Origin of the sequence: Snodgrassella sp. M0351 (genome assembly GCF_016100575.1) — a bacterium.
In the GTDB taxonomy this organism is placed as follows: domain Bacteria; phylum Pseudomonadota; class Gammaproteobacteria; order Burkholderiales; family Neisseriaceae; genus Snodgrassella; species Snodgrassella alvi.
Genome location: NZ_JACFSG010000001.1, coordinates 909,926 through 928,092, shown reverse-complemented (window position 1 = coordinate 928,092; position 18,167 = coordinate 909,926). Strand labels below are relative to the sequence as shown.

At 39.8% G+C, this 18,167-nt stretch carries 15 protein-coding genes; 10 read left to right on the top strand and 5 right to left on the bottom strand.

Annotated elements, in window-relative coordinates; genetic code table 11:
- The first annotated feature begins 73 nt into the window (after positions 1 to 73).
- The 5 genes from lon to H3V01_RS04160 all read left to right on the top strand — a co-directional run bounded on the left by lon (position 74) and on the right by H3V01_RS04160 (position 7,017).
- A complete protein-coding gene (gene lon, locus H3V01_RS04180; RefSeq protein WP_370570113.1) occupies positions 74 to 2,518 on the top strand; it encodes an endopeptidase La in 2,445 nt (814 codons plus the stop codon).
- A gap of 200 nt (positions 2,519 to 2,718) precedes the next feature.
- A complete protein-coding gene (locus tag H3V01_RS04175; protein WP_025330749.1) occupies positions 2,719 to 2,988 on the top strand; it encodes an HU family DNA-binding protein in 270 nt (89 codons plus the stop codon).
- 153 nt (positions 2,989 to 3,141) lie between these two features.
- The gene (locus tag H3V01_RS04170) at positions 3,142 to 4,674 is read left to right on the top strand and encodes a peptidylprolyl isomerase (RefSeq protein ID WP_198186071.1); all 1,533 of its coding nucleotides are present in this window, start codon (positions 3,142 to 3,144) and stop codon (positions 4,672 to 4,674) included.
- A 112-nt stretch (positions 4,675 to 4,786) separates the two neighbouring features.
- On the top strand, positions 4,787 to 6,133 hold the full coding sequence (locus H3V01_RS04165; protein WP_198186070.1) for an aldehyde dehydrogenase family protein: 1,347 nt from the start codon (positions 4,787 to 4,789) through the stop codon (positions 6,131 to 6,133).
- A gap of 110 nt (positions 6,134 to 6,243) precedes the next feature.
- Positions 6,244 to 7,017 (top strand): toxin-antitoxin system YwqK family antitoxin, encoded by a 774-nt coding sequence (locus H3V01_RS04160; RefSeq protein WP_198186069.1) that lies wholly within the window; start codon positions 6,244 to 6,246, stop codon positions 7,015 to 7,017.
- Positions 7,018 to 7,026: 9 nt separating this feature from the next.
- Here H3V01_RS04160 and H3V01_RS11255 read toward each other — a convergent pair whose 3' ends face one another.
- The 5 genes from H3V01_RS11255 to H3V01_RS04135 all read right to left on the bottom strand — a co-directional run bounded on the left by H3V01_RS11255 (position 7,027) and on the right by H3V01_RS04135 (position 12,346).
- A complete protein-coding gene (locus H3V01_RS11255; RefSeq protein WP_038648860.1) occupies positions 7,027 to 7,323 on the bottom strand; it encodes a CHY zinc finger protein in 297 nt (98 codons plus the stop codon).
- Positions 7,324 to 7,476: 153 nt separating this feature from the next.
- On the bottom strand, positions 7,477 to 8,715 hold the full coding sequence (gene icd, locus H3V01_RS04150) for an NADP-dependent isocitrate dehydrogenase (protein ID WP_198186068.1): 1,239 nt from the start codon (positions 8,713 to 8,715) through the stop codon (positions 7,477 to 7,479).
- Positions 8,716 to 8,859: 144 nt separating this feature from the next.
- Positions 8,860 to 9,930 (bottom strand): DNA polymerase IV, encoded by a 1,071-nt coding sequence (gene dinB / locus H3V01_RS04145; protein WP_198186067.1) that lies wholly within the window; start codon positions 9,928 to 9,930, stop codon positions 8,860 to 8,862.
- Between the two features lie 84 nt (positions 9,931 to 10,014).
- A complete protein-coding gene (locus H3V01_RS04140) occupies positions 10,015 to 11,061 on the bottom strand; it encodes a lysozyme inhibitor LprI family protein (RefSeq protein ID WP_198186066.1) in 1,047 nt (348 codons plus the stop codon).
- A 154-nt stretch (positions 11,062 to 11,215) separates the two neighbouring features.
- A complete protein-coding gene (locus H3V01_RS04135) occupies positions 11,216 to 12,346 on the bottom strand; it encodes a M14 family metallopeptidase (protein WP_198186065.1) in 1,131 nt (376 codons plus the stop codon).
- Positions 12,347 to 12,767: 421 nt separating this feature from the next.
- On the opposite strand from H3V01_RS04135, the gene lepA reads away from it, so the two are divergent.
- The 5 genes from lepA to era all read left to right on the top strand — a co-directional run bounded on the left by lepA (position 12,768) and on the right by era (position 18,090).
- Positions 12,768 to 14,558, top strand: coding sequence for a translation elongation factor 4 (gene lepA, locus H3V01_RS04130; protein ID WP_198186064.1), 1,791 nt, complete (start codon positions 12,768 to 12,770; stop codon positions 14,556 to 14,558).
- Positions 14,559 to 14,561: 3 nt separating this feature from the next.
- Positions 14,562 to 15,551 (top strand): signal peptidase I, encoded by a 990-nt coding sequence (gene lepB / locus H3V01_RS04125; RefSeq protein WP_198186063.1) that lies wholly within the window; start codon positions 14,562 to 14,564, stop codon positions 15,549 to 15,551.
- A gap of 77 nt (positions 15,552 to 15,628) precedes the next feature.
- On the top strand, positions 15,629 to 16,357 hold the full coding sequence (gene rnc / locus H3V01_RS04120; protein ID WP_198186062.1) for a ribonuclease III: 729 nt from the start codon (positions 15,629 to 15,631) through the stop codon (positions 16,355 to 16,357).
- Between the two features lie 62 nt (positions 16,358 to 16,419).
- Positions 16,420 to 16,938 carry a DUF2867 domain-containing protein gene (locus H3V01_RS04115; RefSeq protein ID WP_198186061.1) on the top strand — a complete coding sequence of 173 codons (519 nt, stop codon included), beginning with the start codon at positions 16,420 to 16,422 and terminating at the stop codon, positions 16,936 to 16,938.
- A gap of 228 nt (positions 16,939 to 17,166) precedes the next feature.
- Positions 17,167 to 18,090, top strand: coding sequence for a GTPase Era (gene era, locus H3V01_RS04110; protein WP_037394944.1), 924 nt, complete (start codon positions 17,167 to 17,169; stop codon positions 18,088 to 18,090).
- Positions 18,091 to 18,167: the final 77 nt, after the last annotated feature.

Below are 18,167 nucleotides of genomic sequence, written 5' to 3'. Positions count from 1 at the left end.
TGAAAAAAACTGGTTTAGCACCATTTTAACATCCAATTTAATTGCATATTTCCAGGAAAGATTGAGGCATTACATGGCTGAAATTTATGATTCTGCTCCGTTACAGCCAACCACGATGGCAATGTTGCCTTTGCGTGATGTTGTCGTTTACCCGCATATGGTATTGCCCCTTTTTGTAGGACGTGAAAAATCCATAGCGGCTCTGGATGCTGCCATGGAGCATGATGAACCGGTATTTTTGCTGGCACAGAAAAACGCAGATACTGATGAGCCACATGCTGAAGACATGTATGACATGGGCACAGTAGCCAGTATTCTGCAAGTGCTTAAATTACCTGATGGTACGGTTAAAGTACTTGTGGAAGGTTTGTACCGGGCTAAGGTACAGTATATTGATGAAAGCGGGCCGTATGTTGAGGCTCATATAGAAAAATGTACGGATGCCATTGAAGAGGATAAACACGATGATGAGGCATTACGTCGTACCTTATTATCCCAATTTGAACAGCTGGCGAAATTGAATAAAAAAATTCCGGCAGAAGTCATTACTACAATTAACGGTATCGATACTCTTAGTCGTCTGGCTGATACTATTGCAGCTCACTTGCAACTGAAACTTGACCAGCGTCAGCAAATTCTTGCTATGACCAATGTGACTGCCCGTCTGGAACATTTACTTCATTTGCTTGAGTCTGAGCTGGATATCCTTCAGGTAGAAAAACGTATTCGCGGGCGAGTAAAGCGGCAAATGGAAAAGTCGCAGCGCGAATATTATCTGAATGAACAGGTAAAAGCGATTCAGAAAGAGCTGGGTGAAGAAGATGATGATCTGGCTAATCTTGAAACGCAGATTCGCCAGGCTGGTATGAGCAAAGAGGCAGAAGAAAAATGTCTGTCTGAATTCAAAAAATTGCGCATGATGCCTCCGATGTCAGCTGAATCAACAGTTGTTCGTAATTATATAGATACGCTGCTTGAATTACCGTGGAAAAAGAAATCTAAGGTAAGCAAAGATATTGTTAAAGCCGATATGATTCTGAATGCCGACCACTATGGTCTCGAAAAAGTTAAAGAACGCATTTTAGAATATCTTGCAGTACAAAAACGCATGAATCAGCTTAAGGGTCCTATTTTATGTCTGGTCGGCCCTCCAGGTGTAGGTAAAACATCATTGGGTGAATCCATTGCTAAAGCCACCGGACGAAAATATGTTCGTATGGCGTTAGGTGGTGTGCATGATGAAAGTGAAATTCGTGGTCACCGGCGAACTTATATCGGCTCAATGCCCGGTAAAATTCTGCAAAACATGGCCAAGGTTGGTGTTAAAAACCCACTATTTTTACTCGATGAAATTGATAAATTAGGTAATGATTTCAGGGGTGATCCTGCCAGTGCTTTACTTGAAGTGCTTGATCCTGAACAAAACCATTCTTTTTCTGACCATTATGCAGAGGTTGAATTTGATTTATCAGATGTGATGTTTATTGCTACCTCTAATAGTATGAACATTCCGTCTCCGCTATTAGACCGTATGGAAATTATTCGTCTTTCCGGTTATACCGAAGACGAAAAAATCAATATTGCCATGAAATATCTGGTAGCTAAACAGATCAAGCAAAATGGTGTACGCGATGGTGAAATCTGCATTGAGGAATCAGCTGTACGCGATATTATCCGTTATTACACCCGTGAAGCAGGTGTGCGTTCACTTGATCGTGAAATAGCCAAAATTTGCCGTAAAGTAGTAATGAAGCAAGCGGTTGCAGCAGAAAATACCAGTAAAGGTAAAAAAGCTAAAGTAAAACCAGAAACGATTGTCATTAATGCAGATAATTTACATGACTATCTTGGTGTCCGTCGCTTTGATTATGGAGTAGCGGAAAATGAAAACCGTATTGGTCAGGTAACAGGACTAGCCTGGACAGAAGTGGGTGGTGAACTTTTAACTATTGAAGCCAGCAAATTTCGTGGTAAAGGCAATATTCTGCGTACCGGTAAGCTGGGTGATGTGATGCAGGAATCTGTCAGCGCTGCGTGGAGTGTTGTTCGTTCACGGGCTGAAAGTCTGGGTATCGAGCCTGATTTTTATGAAAAAAATGATATTCACGTACATGTTCCTGAAGGTGCTACGCCGAAAGATGGTCCAAGTGCTGGTAGTGCCATAACTCTAGCTTTGGTTTCTGCTTTCACCGGTATCCCGGTACGTGCGGATGTAGCCATGACTGGTGAAATTACTCTGCGAGGAGAAATTCTGCCAATTGGCGGGCTGAAAGAAAAGCTGCTGGCTGCTTTACGCGGCGGAATAAAGCATGTGCTGATTCCAAAAGACAATGTTAAAGATCTGGAAGAAATTCCGGCTAACATCTGTGAACAGCTGACTATTCATCCGGTACAGTGGATAGATGAAGTACTTAATCTGGGGTTGGCTTATCCGCCCAGCCCGTGGCAGAGTACACCTGAAGAAAGTTTAATAGCTAAATCGGCGCCTAAGTCAACAACAAAAACTGTAAAACACTGAGTATGCAGCCATTCACCAACACTAATGGTGAATGGCTTTGTTTTTGGCATGATTTAACTCAATGTAGTTGTGTCGACGCTTGACATAAAGAATTTGGGCTTGTTATAAAGTAATCGTAATGTATTGTTCAGTTTTTGCCATAAAGGAAATGGTCGGAAACTGAAAATCATATGAACATAACAACAGAAAGGGACTTTATTGTGAATAAGTCTGAATTGATTGAAGCTATTGCTCAGGAAGCCGATTTACCTAAAGCTTCTGCAGCAAAGGCTCTAGACGGTATGATTAGCTCTGTTACTAAAGCACTGAAAAGTGGTGATACTGTAACTTTAGTGGGTTTCGGTACATTTTATGTTGGTGAACGTGCTGCACGTGCTGGACGTAACCCGAAAACTGGCGAGCCATTGCAAATCAAAGCAGCCAAAACTCCTAAGTTCCGTGCAGGTAAAGCACTGAAAGATGCTCTTTGATTTGAATTTTGTAATCAAGCTGGGCGGGATATTTTCCCGCCCTTTTTATTGTTTGTCGCTTTTGTGCATTAATTCTTTAATCAACATGGTTTAGCTTAATAAAAAAAGTTACAATATCGTTCTGTCTGTTTTAAATAAAGTTAACTGAATCTCATGTTTCATATTGTAGAAAAATATAAAACCCCGGCTCAAATTATTCTAGGAGCGATTTGTCTAAGTTTTGTATTTGCAGGCGGCTATTCACTGGCTGTTCCCGGTTCTGATTATGTCAGCAAAGTAGGTGACATAAAAATTAAAATAAACGACGTCAATGATTTTCAGCGGCGTCTACAGAACGCATCTGGTAATCCGGTAAGTAAACAGCTTGCTTATGAAACACTGCGTGATCAGGCTTATATCCAGCAGGCTGCTAATGATATGAATATTAATGTTTCTATCAGCCAGATAAAACAGGTAATTGCATCTGACCCGAGTTTTCAGGAAAACGGAAAATTTGTAGAAGCCAAATATCGCGCATTTTTACAACAGTCAGGAATGACAGAAGAAGCTCTTATAGACGGTATGCGTAAACAGTACGCTATGCAGACTATGCTGAATCTTATGAAAGCCGGTAATGTCGTAAGTGACGTACAGGCCAGACAAATGATTAATCTGTTGCAATCTGCACGTCAGGTTCAAACAATTACCTTTCCTGCAGCAAATTTTGTCAGTCAGGTAGCTGTTGATGATAGCAAGCTGAAAGCTTATTACGAAGCGAATAAAAAACGTTATTATCTGCCGCAGGCTGTGAAATATGAATTTGTACAATTGTCTGCTGCAGAGCTGGGCGCTAAGGAAACAGTCAGTGAAGCTGAGCTACAGGAAGCATATAATCAGATTCCGACTTCCGCATCAGCTCCGAAACCCTCATTGGAAAGTGTAAAAGCACGATTAACTCAAGAGATTCAGATTCGTAAAGGTGCAGCTGTTGTTGCGAAAATGAAAGAAACTGTCAGTGATCTGGCATTTAATAACCCAAAAACATTACAGCCGATTAATGATAAGCTTGGTTTACAAATTCACAAGGTAGATCAGGGTTGGGTAACACGCGATATGGCCAATGCCAATCGGATGCCTAAAGCGTTGCAAGACGTTTTATTTGGAAATGATGTACTGGTAAAACGATATAATTCTGAACCAGTTGATTTGGGTAACGGAACATATTGGGTGGTACGTGCACTGGATGTACGTAAAGAACATCAGGCATCTTTTGCAGAGATTAAAGCTCAGATACAACAGGACTACATTGCCGAGGAAGCCAAAAAGCTGGCGACAGCATCAGCTAAGCAGGCTCTGGAAAATTTAAATAAAGGTGACATTTCCAGTCTGTCATGGTCACCAAGTACAGATCTTACACCACAACAAGCTGTAGCGATGATGTCCAAGGATGATTTCCAGCTTTGGATTAAAGCCAAACCCGCAAACAACAAACCGGCATATATTTTACTTACCGATCAGCAAAATCCAGTATTGGTTAAAATTAATGCAATTAAACCACCTCAGGATATGGGTAATGTTTTGCCACAGGCTAAGCAAATTATCAGCGAAAATCTGGCACAAAACCTTGCTATTGCTAATCTGCAATGGTTAAAAAATCGCTATAAAGTGAAGCAGGGTGTACAAAAGCTGGATACGGCTGACGAATAATAAAATTATTATTGACCTTATAAATTTTATAAGGTCAATATTTTTTGCAGACATATATTGTCTTGTATTCAATATGTATGGATTTACCGTTTGCAGTTGAAGGATTTTTGAGTTGTATACCAGTTATCATGCCATTACAGGTGAAATTCTATTTACCCGTGAAAATCTGACCAGAGCTGAATTCGATTTACAGTATCAGCAGCTGTCCAGTAAACAACGTAATTTTGCCTGTGAAAATGTGCAAACACGTACTCATTATCTTTTAGAGTTTGCTCAGCGACTGGAACAAGCACAAACCGAACTGGCCTATCAGATTTGTATTGAAGTAGGACGCTGTTTACGTGAGTGTGAAGCAGAAATCAGTAAATCTATTGCTCTGATTCGTTATTATGCGCATTTAGCGCCCGAGCTGCTTGCTCATAAAACTATTGCCACGCAGGCAAGCCTGAGTCAGGTTCGTTTTGAACCTCTAGGAACAGTATTGGCAGTAATGCCATGGAATTATCCGGTATGGCAGATTTTGCGCTTTGCTATTCCTGCTTTATGTGCCGGAAATGCCTGTCTGGTAAAACCTGCACCTTCTGTAGGCAAAATTAGCCAGATGCTGTTTGAATTGATAGGGGATGATTTACCTTTACAACTTGTCTGGCTCAGTAATGATGATATTGAATATGCTATTGCTCAAACGCAGGCACTGGCTTTTACCGGTTCAACCCAAACCGGGCGATATCTGGCTGCACTGGCCGGCCGTCATTTACGCAAATGTGTTATGGAACTGGGCGGAAGCAATGCGTTCATTGTATTAAATGATGCGAATATTGAGCAGGCTGCTGCAGATGCTTGTTATTCACGCTTTCGCGATGCCGGTCAGTCATGTAATGCAGCCAAACGTCTGATTATAAATAATGACATTGCTGATGAATTTCTGGCCGCTTTAATGCAACACTGTCGGAAACTGCAAATGGGAGAGCCATGGCTGCCGTCCACAACTTTGGCACCACTACATCGCAATGATTTACGTACATTGGTTCATGCGCAGGTTCAGGATGCACTAACCCATGGTGCCCAATGCTTACTTGGCGGCAAAATCCCGGAAAATGTACAAGGCTGGTTTTATCCGGCTACTATTCTGGATAAAGTCAATCCGGATTGTCGTGTATATCATGAAGAAGTATTCGGACCAGTAGCGATTATTCTGCGAGCCAGTGATAATCATCATGCATTAACGCTGGCTAATGATAATCCTTTTGGTCTGGGAGCCAGTATTTATACGCAGAACACTTCACAGGCATGGAAATTCGCAGAACATTTAAATGTAGGTAGTGTATTTATTAACCGACATACGAGTAGTGATTTACGCCTGCCTTTTGGCGGAGTAAAAGATTCCGGATTCGGACGCGAATTGTCAGAATTTGGTATTTATGAGTTTGTTAATGTGAAAACCTACTGGCAAAAATAATTGATACATTCATATAATCAATCATTTATTTGAAAAAGAATGTAATATCTATAGATATAATTTTTATTGCATAAAATAATGATTCTACTTAGTAAAAAGGGACAGAAACTATGTATGTAGCCAGACGCTTTTACTGGTTCGTACTCGCCATAATACTATTTTTGATTGTAATAACAGTTGTATGGCAGATAAAGTCCCAAGCGCATAAAGCTGTCAATACAGATATAAACCAGCAGGTTGTGAATAAGCAGCCAAAGGTTCAATATCATCAGAATTCTCACCAATCAAAAAACGATCAGGTTAATGAACAGATTCTTTCTGAACCTGAAAAAAACAAATACGCTGCTGAATATGCTTTACCCATAGATCAGTTACAACAGTTAATTCCGGCTATGAAAGAAGGCGTATTACAGCTATCGTTTTCGGATGGTAAAAAGAAACTACAAGGCAACTATAAAAATGGTAAACCAGTCGGACAATGGCATAGCTGGTATCCAAATGGCCGGCTTGCGATTGAAATAAGCTGGAAAAATGGTTTACCGAATGGCAAAACACGCAGCTGGTATGAAAATGGCCATAAACGCGGAGAAATTTATTTCGTTAACGGAAAAGCAGAAGGGCGCTGGCAGCGCTGGTACGCTAACGGGCAGATAAAACAGGATATGACTGTACATCAAGGCGTGGTAAAAACGATGACTACATGGGATAACAGCGGACATCTGATTTCTGATGTTGCAATTATAGATAATAAAGTCAGCGGTGTTGTTCTAACCTGGTATGATTCAGGTGCCAAAAAAAGTGAATCTGTATTTGAAAAGAACGAACTAGTACGTAAAACCGAATGGGATGAAGATGGACTAATTGTTGACCTTGATGATAACTAATAATATATATTATTTAAAATAAATATCTTTATGTAATGCACAGCGTGGATTAAAAGAAGCCTGACAAAACGGACACTGATATTGCTGATACTGTTTATAGGTTAAGAGGGTTTTGCAATTTCCACACATAACCGGTTGGCTATTTTCAGTTGTCATTGCTACAAATGTATGATCACACATCAAATCATGGCATTTAAAGCAGGCATAGTATTGTTTACACTGGGCACATTGAAGGGCAGCGATATCATTTTCATTATGATAGTGTACACAGCGACCGCAAGAATCGGTTTGAATTCCTAAAATCATTGTTTTCAACTTTTCAGATAATATTCATTATAGCTGAACATAAATATTTTTAAAGATAACTGTCTTTATATATCGAACGAATTAAAAATTTTATTTTATAAAAAACCGAATCCTGTTTCAGGATTCGGTTTTGTGAATATATGATATGAAAAGTTACATACGTTCAATCAGAGCTTTACCAAAATCAGAGCAGGAGACTTCTTTTGCACCTTCCATCATACGGGCAAAATCATAGGTGACAATTTTGTCGGCAATGGCTTTTTCAATTGAGGTAATAACCAAATCTGCAGCTTCTTTCCAGCCTAAATGACGTAACATCATTTCGGCAGACAGAATAATAGATCCCGGATTAACTTTATCCTGACCGGCATATTTAGGTGCAGTACCATGTGTTGCTTCAAATACGGCATATTCATCAGAGATATTGGCTCCCGGGGCAATACCGATACCACCAACCTGAGCAGCCAGAGCATCTGAAATGTAGTCACCATTTAGATTCAGTGTCGTAATCACATCATATTCAGCCGGACGCAGCAAAATCTGCTGCAGGAATGCATCAGCAATACAATCTTTAATGACGATATTTTTACCGGTTTTCGGATTTTTAAATTCGCACCATGGTCCATCACCAATTAAAGTTGCGCCAAATTCATTCTTAGCCACTTCATAAGACCAGTCACGGAATCCGCCTTCGGTGAATTTCATGATGTTACCTTTATGAACAATGGTAACACTGTCTCGGTCATTATCAATAGCATAACGTATAGCTGCGCGGGTCAGGCGTTGTGAACCCTCTTTAGAAACAGGCTTGATACCAATGCTGGATGTTTCAGGGAAGCGGATTTTGGTAACACCCATTTCACCTTGCAGGAAATTGATAATTTTTTTAGCATCTGCTGTTTCTGCAAACCATTCAATACCTGCATAAATATCTTCAGTGTTCTCACGGAAAATAACCATGTTAACTTTACTAGGATCTTTAAGCGGAGAAGGTACGCCTTTGAAATACTGTACAGGACGTACACACTGATATAAATCCAGTTGCTGACGAATGGCAACATTCAGTGAACGAATACCGCCGCCTACCGGTGTAGTCATCGGTCCTTTGATTGCAACTTTATATTCTTTAATGGCTTCCAGTGTCTCTTCCGGTAACCATACATTTTCACCATAAACTTTAGTGGCTTTTTCACCGGCATAAACTTCCATCCAGACAATTTTTCTGGAGCCGTTATAGGCTTTCGTTACTGCTGCATCAATAACGTCTTTCATCACTGGCGTAATATCAACACCAATACCATCCCCTTCAATAAAAGGAATGATTGGATCATTCGGAATAGCTTGGCCAGAAACGATTTTATGACCTTCTGTCGGCATTTTAATGTGACTCATGGTAACTCCTGTGATGTTACTTTTTCTGATAAAGGGCTACTTACTCCCGCTTGCAGCCTGACAGCCTCATTATCCTTTATTTTGTTAACTTAAGCCAGAAAAATGTAGTGCGATGTAGTCGGAAATTGTTTTAGGGATGTATCATCAGAATGCATTTTCAGAAGCCCATAAATCAGGCTGATATTCATGCTGATAGAAATGGCTGATACCCAGACCAATCAGCCGGAATTGTTCGCCATTGTCCGGTAATCGTTTGAGTAAATCCTGTCCAGCAGCAATCAAAGCTTCAGCATCAGGTAAAGGAGAAGAGTAGGTCTGCGAACGTGTATGAATCTGAAAATCAGCAGTTTTTAATTTTAAAGTTACACAATTTCCCTGCAACTGTTTCTGCTGCATTGTTTCTACCAATGTTTGTGCCAGGTCGGGCAGATGGCGGGCGATTTCAATCAGATTTTCATTTTCGATAAGTGTAATTTCCGTAGATATCTGCTGGCGGTTACGTTCAGGAGTAACTTCGCGGTCATCACGCCCCTGAGCTAGATCAAACAGCCGGTATCCCCAGCGACCAAAATGATGCACTAAAACAGATAAGCTTACCTGACTTAAATCTCCGACTATTTTCCAGCCTAAGGCATGCATTTTCTGTTCTGTTACTTTACCGACTCCGGGAATTTTACCTAATGGTAATTTCTGCAAAAAATTCATTACTTGCGAAGGGGCAATAACAAACTGACCGTTTGGCTTGCGCCAGTCAGAAGCAATTTTAGCCAGAAATTTGTTAGGAGCAATACCGGCGGAGGCAGTCAAACCGGTTTCTGACAAAATTGATGCGCGTATTTCACTGGCAATATCCCGGGCATAAGGCAGTTTGCCCTGATAATTAGTGACATCGAGATAAGCCTCATCCAAAGATAAGGGTTCAATTTGATGTGTATAGCGGCTAAAGATACTGTGAATATGCTGGGATACTGCACGGTATTTATTGAAATCCGGAGTAATATAAATTGCCTGAGGGCATAATCGCTTAGCTGTAGATACAGCCATAGCAGAATGTAATCCATATTTGCGAGCCGCATACGAGGCAGCACAAATTACTGATCTTGGTCCATCCCATGCTACAACAACAGGTTTATTCTGAAGTTCGGGACGATCGCGTAATTCTACTGACGCATAAAAAGCGTCCATATCAATATGAATAATTTTCCGATCCGACATGTTTATACTTTATTTATTAAATATGTAGGATCAGACACCAGTAATATAAAAAATAATACTGATGTCCAGACTAATAATGACGAATTAATGCAGGCTATAACCGTTAAGATACTTAATACGTTCATTAATCATTAGTGTATCACATTCCAGCCGTATTAGTTCCGCCTGAGCGGGCGAACCGGCTTTAGCCGCTTTTGCCTGACACTGACTGGTTTTCTGGGCTATCCATTTCTGTTCTTCCTGCTGCAAGGTATTACGAACAGTATCGTTCAGATTATGCCATTTTGCATTGATAACACTATTGGCATTGCGGTTATTATCCCGTGCCTGCTGCAACTGATCAGCAGTTATATCGTTTTGGATAACATGATTGTTATCAGTCTGATTATTATTCTCTGTTGCTAAAGAATGACCGTTAAGAATATCACTAGCCTTTTGAGCTTCCGGGCTGAGGCGATCTAATGGTAAAACCTGGGCATTGGGATTAGTGATTAGCTTAATAGCATCTGCACGATTGTACATATGTCCGGCAATCATGACTGTATCCTTGATACCATAGGGTAATAGTGCATTACCTAAAACAGTACTTAAAGTCTGAATACCAGTCTGATCAAATTTGCTGGCGGAATTAGTTACAGATGCCGCATTAGCATTTGTTCTGTCTGAAACAGGTGCATATTGGATAGGTTTAGTAAAAACATTATCATGCAGAGTAACTTCATTACCTTGCAACTGCTGATTCAGATGGGCAATAAAATCGGTTTTACCAAATAATAACGGTGCATTCGTCTGAATTTGCTGCCAAATATTAGTGGGAACGGTAATTTTTAGCTCACTGCTGCAAACAGGATTACCATTACTGTCTTTATCCAGCTTGCCATCAGATACGGCTACAGATAAATCATGGCTGGCATTGATTACTTTATCTGCATCTACAAACTGACGGCTGTCATTTTGAGCGAACTGGTGAACATTATTATTGATACCTGTCTGCAGGGTTTGCTGAATCTGACTGCGAAGCTGCTCACTATTGCAGCTTAGTTTTGCTTTAGATGTTTCTGAATCATCCCTTGAACAGGCTGCCAGAGAAATAATGCCGATGATGCTGTATACAAGTATGCTTCTTTTCATGATTGTTTCCTATATTGATAATGGATAAAAGACAACTTGATTACAAATAATGCATCTTTATTATGCTGCGTATGTAATTATTAATCATTTGATTTTACTAAAAAATACAAAAAGCCTGAAATATCTCTCAGGCTTTGGAAACAATATGACTGATTTAACGCAAACTATCCAGTATAGAGTAAATCGGGCTTAAAATTGCCTCCCCCAAACGCAGAGAACGCTGGCCGTTCCAGCCAAAATCGTCATCCGGCCATTGATTATTATCTTTAAATGGCATTTCAAGTGTATAAGCTAAACATTTGAAGGTTTCGCCAATGTATGCAGTAGCAATATTCAAATTGGCTTTACCCGGTTCATCTTTTTCATAACCATATTTATCCTGAAAATCTGGGCTTGCTACCAGAAAGGCCTGTTTGAACATTTCCTGTAACGAATGCAGCCTGTCATCGAAGGAAGGAATTCCCTCATTACCTGAAAGAAATACATAAGGAATAGATTCGTCGCCATGAATATCCAGGAATAAATCCACTCCTGTTTCATGCATTTTTTCACGTACCAGATAAACTTCCGGACTGTTTTGCATGCTGGGCTGCAACCATTCGCGATTGAGATTTGCACCGGCAGCATTAGTACGCAGATTACCAAGTACGGATCCATCAGGGTTCATATTCGGAACAATATAAAATGTAGCCTGATCCAGCAAAGCACGTGCTGTCGGATCCTGATGATCTAATAACCGGCCTAACAGACCTTCAATAAACCATTCAGCCATAGTTTCGCCAGGATGCTGACGCGCAATCACCCAGATTTTCAAATCGCTGGCAACCTGATTGCCAATTGTCAGCAGATTAATATCGCGTCCCTGAATAGTGCTGCCTAAATCTTCTATCTGGCATAAGCCGCTGCTCTGGCTGTCACCTAGTAAATTCAGATGCTGCTCATATGAATAAGGTTCGAAGTAGGCATAGTACACACTATTGGATAACGGAGTATGAGAAATAGTTAATATGTCGTTTTCAAAAATTGTAGGAACACGAAACCAGTTGATGCGATCATAAGAGCACATTGCCTGATAATCTACCCAGCCCTCCGGATAGGCAGATTCAGTTGTATTAATGAAGTTCAGGCGAATATTCTGATAAGCAACACCCTGTACACGGAAATAAAACCATTGCCGAAATTCGGCCGCATTGTCTTTAGGTAATTTGAGCTGGATATTAGCCGGATCACTGGCATCGACAATCTCAATATTACCACCATCAAACTGTGTGCTGATTTTTAGCATACAACTACTTTCATTGAAATAAACATCTGAGTTAAAGATATTGTAGTCTTTCTGGCAGTGACTTTCTATGTTTGTCAGATAAAATTTATGGCAGGATAATATAGTATCGCTTTGCTAATAAATAATTTTTGTACCGCTTAAAATTTATTTTATGAGTTTAAAATTTAATTTGAACATTAAAATATCTGCTTAAGGTGTGATTATTTAAAAATCCGTTAACTTATTAGCACTTTGCCCTGAATGATGTATTTAATGAAAGCTTTTAAGCTCTAATGTTTGAAAATTAAAAGCTTTTCTGAATTATTATAAATTCTTGGGCGCACTACAGTACATTCCGCTAAAATAAGCAGTTATTTTCTGGTTTTCTGGTATTGATTTACCAGAATGTTGCTGTCTGAATTAATTTGAATTATTGGCTTACATGAACAATATACGCAATTTCTCTATTATCGCCCATATTGACCATGGGAAGTCGACACTGGCTGATCGTTTTATTCAGTATTGTGGCGGTCTTGAAAATCGGGAAATGAGTGCACAGGTACTCGATTCCATGGATATTGAAAAAGAGCGCGGTATTACAATTAAAGCTCAAACTGCAGCTTTACAGTATAAAGCTCGTGACGGGCAGGTTTATCAGCTTAATCTGATTGACACCCCGGGGCATGTAGACTTTTCCTATGAGGTATCCCGTTCTCTTTCTGCCTGTGAAGGTGCATTACTGGTGGTAGATGCATCACAGGGTGTAGAAGCTCAGACTGTAGCCAATTGCTATACAGCTATTGACCTGGGCGTAGAGGTTTTGCCCGTTCTGAATAAGATTGATTTACCTTCAGCAGAGCCTGAACGGGTCATAGAAGAAATAGAAGATATTATTGGAATTGAGGCCATTGATGCTGTACGCTGTTCTGCTAAAAGCGGCATCGGTATTGAGGATGTACTGGAAGAGATTGTAAAAAAAGTACCGGCACCTACTGGTAAAAATGATGCACCGTTAAAAGCGTTAATCATTGATTCATGGTTCGATAATTACGTTGGCGTAGTAATGCTGATACGTATGGTCGACGGAACGGTACGTCTGAAAGATAAAGTTCGTTTCATGGCCACAGGAGCCGAAACACAGGTAGAACAATTAGGTATATTTACACCCAAATCTGTACAGAAGCAGGAATTAAAAGCCGGTGATGTAGGCTTTTTAATTACCGGTGTCAAAGAGCTTGGTTCGGCTAAAGTAGGTGATACGATTACCCTGGTGCGGGAGCCGGCCAGCGAACCTTTACCCGGTTTTAAAGAAGTGCAGCCACAGGTGTTTGCCGGTTTATATCCTGTTGAGAGTCACGATTACGATGCATTACGTGAAGCTCTGGAAAAATTACAGCTTAATGATGCTGCACTGAAATTTGAACCGGAAATTTCACAGGCACTGGGATTTGGTTTTCGCTGTGGTTTTCTTGGTCTGCTGCATCTGGAAATTGTCCAGGAAAGGCTTGAACGAGAATTTAATATGGATCTGATTACCACTGCACCAACAGTGGTATATGAAATATTAATGAAAAGCGGTGAACGCTTAGAGATTGAAAATCCGTCTAAATTACCTGATATCGGTACACTTGAAGCAATTTATGAGCCTATTATCACGGCAACTATATTATTGCCGCAGGAATATGTCGGTGCGGTAATGACATTGTGTAATCAGAAACGCGGTGTTCAGAGAAATATGCAATACATGGGCCGGCAGGTAATGCTGACTTATGAAATGCCAATGAATGAAGTTGTGATGGATTTCTTTGATAAGCTGAAATCAACTTCACGCGGCTATGCTTCGCTTGATTATGAGTTTCTCGAATTCAGGGCTGCAGATCTGGTTAAACTGGATATTCTGGTTAACAGTGAAAAAGTCGATGCGCTCAGTCTGATTGTTCATCGCAGTAATTCAGTTCATCGCGGCAGAGAGCTGGTAGCTAAAATGCGTGAGCTGATTCCGAGACAAATGTTTGATATTGCTGTTCAGGCGGCAATCGGCGGTAAAATTATTGCGCGTGAAAACGTAAAAGCTCTGCGCAAAAATGTGCTGGCCAAATGTTATGGCGGCGATATTACCCGTAAGAAAAAATTATTGGAAAAACAAAAAGCCGGTAAAAAACGTATGAAACAGGTGGGTAATGTGGAAATTCCACAATCTGCCTTTCTGGCGATTTTACAGGTTGGAGATTAATAAATGTCAAACACGATGATTATTGGTGCAGCAATACTATTGGTGCTGGGGATACTACTATTTTTCAAAAGCTCAAAAAAGCGTGAAGAAAATGGAGAATGGAGCGGAGCATTACAGTGGGGGTATTTGCTGATTCTGGTAGGTGCATTTGGTGTATTGTCATACAAAATGAGCTTTACCGCAGTTCTGCTGATTTTTGTATTGTTAACAGGAATAGCCTGGATTATCCATCGTAGCCTGAAGAAAAAAAATCCGGGGCATGTAGATAACAATCATTTTACTGATTACATGAGTGGTTTTTTTCCGATTATTCTGGTGGTATTTGTTCTGCGCACCTTCTTAGCTGAACCTTTTCAGATTCCTTCCAGTTCTATGCGTCCGGGTCTGATCACCGGTGATTTTATTCTGGTAAATAAATTTATTTACGGTATCCGTTTGCCAATTCTGAATAATGTACTTATTCCGGTCAACAAAGTAGAACGTGGTGATGTGATTGTATTCAACTATCCCCGAGATACACGTATAAATTATATTAAACGGGTAATCGGTCTACCTGGTGATGTTATTACATACAAGGATAAAACCCTGTCAATCAATGGTAAAGTAATCTCTGATATTGATGAGCAGAAAATTTATAATTATTCGGAACAGCTTCCTCAGTATGGGAATATCAATATGCAGGCTCAGCAGGTAACCGAGAAGCTTGGCAATAAATCAATTCAGATACTGAAAATGCCTCAGCAACCCCCAGTTATTCTGCAAGCAGTACATACTGATTTTCCAGATCGGGAATTGTGTAACTATGATGCTGATGGCAGTGGGTTTAGTTGTACCGTTCCTGCAGGAAAATACTTCATGATGGGTGACAATCGCGACAATAGTGAAGATAGCCGTTACTGGGGATTTGTAGATGATAAGCTTGTTGTAGGTAAAGCCTTTCTGGTATGGCTGAATATGGGTGATATGAAACGAATCGGTACGAAGATTCAGTAATATCTGATACCGGGCGCAAGATTTTTTCTTGCGCTTTGTTTATATAATTATGGTTATTTATTATCAAAGACGGTTAAATGAGAAAAACTGATGTACGCCATGAAAATGCTTTGAAATATGTACAACAAAAGCTTGGCTATCAATTTAAGCAGTCTGATTTATTGCTGAAGGCTTTAACTCACCGCAGTTACAGTGCATTACACAATGAACGTTTTGAATTTGTTGGTGATTCGATTTTAAATTATTCTGTAGCTAAAATGCTGTTTAATGCATTTCCGCGCCTGACAGAGGGTGAGCTTTCACGAATGAGGGCGAATCTGGTTAATCAGGAAACACTGGCTCAGATTGCAACTGAACTAAAAATCGGAGATGCTTTATTGCTGGGTACTGGTGAGTTAAAAAGCGGTGGCTTCCGGCGGCCATCTATACTGGCTGATGCTATGGAAGCATTATTTGCCGCAGTAAGCTTTGATGCAGATTTTAATACTGCTGAGACTGTCGTAAGACATTTATACGCAGACCGCATCCGTAATATTAATCCTCAGAACAGTGGAAAAGATGCAAAAACACGTCTGCAGGAAGCCTTGCAGGCACGACATATGCCATTGCCAAAATATCGGATTGTAGATCAGATTGGTGATGTTCATGATTTACAATTTGTAGTGCAATGTGATTTAGGAGAAACCGGCTTTCAGACTGAAGCAGCCGGACACAGCCGGCGTGAAGCAGAACAACAAACCGCACAAACAGCTCTTGTTTGGTTAGAAAAGCAGTTTCCGGCAGCTAAACCTAGAAAAAATAAATAAGTTACAATACATTGAAGGTGCCATATTGTTATTACTTATTGTCTTACAATAAAGGGGAAATAATGGGAAAAACAAAATCAATTTCTGAAATACTGAATGAATTACCCGAGTGTGTTAGCCTGATTACGGATAAACCGGACTATCTTGATTGTCAGAAAAAAGAAATCGGTAAAAATATTACAGCTTTTGAAGCATATAAAATGATGACATCACGTCAGCCTGAATGGCTAAGAATATTATTTAAAATCAGAGATAATATAGTTAGACCTGCTGGCATACGTACTATAGAGGGATTTACTTATCTGGATGAGGAGAGGATTCAATCCGGTGAAACAAATTCAGCACATTTCTTTACTATTACTGAAAATACTGCTGATAAACTTACTTTAGAGATTAAAGATTCTCATTTAGATGTTTGTCTTTGTCTGCGTATTACTGATAATACCCAGCAGCCGGATAAAAAAATGCTTTATCTGATCGCTTCAGTAAAAAATCATAATTTCTGGGGACGGTTATATATGATGCCAGTTAGTAAACTTCATCCGTTTATTGTAAATAAACTTTTTGAAAATATTGTTTAATCACTCTGAGGTCTTTCGTTACTTAGTATTCATAAAGTATTTGTTCAGTAAGAATGACTCCATTTCTCTGAAATCGTTCGAATAAAACTGTATATATTCAGGTAATTTAGTAGTTTATAATTGGTATCTGCAATGTGTTATTTAGCAGAATTCATTTTACTTGTTTTGAAATAATTCAGCTTATTATCAACCATTTTATGGTTATTTGTATCATTTAAGAAAGAATGTATGTCTGAAGTATCCAGTTACAATTATCCTCCTCAGTCAGAAAATTTTCGCTGCGGTTTTGTTGCAATTGTTGGCCGGCCTAATGTGGGAAAATCCACATTAATGAACCACCTTATTGGTCAGAAAATCAGTATCACCAGTAAAAAAGCCCAGACTACTCGCCATAAAGTTAATGGTATTTATACCGATAATGAAGCACAGCTGATATTTGTAGATACCCCCGGTTTTCAGACTTATCACCGCAATGCACTTAATGACCGTCTCAATCAGAATGTTACTGAGGCAGTTGCCGGTGTGGATGTTATTGTATTTGTGATTGAAGCATTGCGCTTTTCGGATGCAGACAGAGAAGTACTGCAACAATTACCTGCACATATTCCGGTAGTGCTGGTAATTAATAAGGTCGATAAGGCAAAGGCAAAAGACCAGAGTGTACTGCAGAACTTTATTGATGAAGTACAGCAGGCATATAAATTCACTCAGGTTGCTCTGGTGAGTGCAAAGCACGGACTGGGCGTGGCTCAACTTGTGCATATTCTCAAGCCCATGCTGCCAATAGGTATTCCGCTCTATCCTGAAGATATGGTGACAGACAAATCGGCAAGATTTCTTGCTATGGAAATTGTGCGGGAGAAACTGTTTCGTTATCTTGGTGAAGAATTACCATACGCTATGAATGTCGAAGTAGAACAGTTTACCGAGGAAGACGGACTTTACCGGATTTATATTGCAGTTCTGGTAGATAAGGAAAGCCAAAAGGGCATTTTAATTGGTAAAGGCGGGGAAAAACTGAAAAAGATATCTACTGAAGCCAGACTGGATATGGAAAAATTGTTTGAAACAAAAGTTTTTTTAAAGGTTTGGGTAAAAGTGAAATCCGGCTGGGCTGATGACATTCGCTTTTTGCGTGAATTAGGAATGTGAGGTAAGAGTCTGGCATTCCTAAACTTAATATGTATCAAATTTTATTCTGGTATCAGCATTACAGATAAATAAAATTA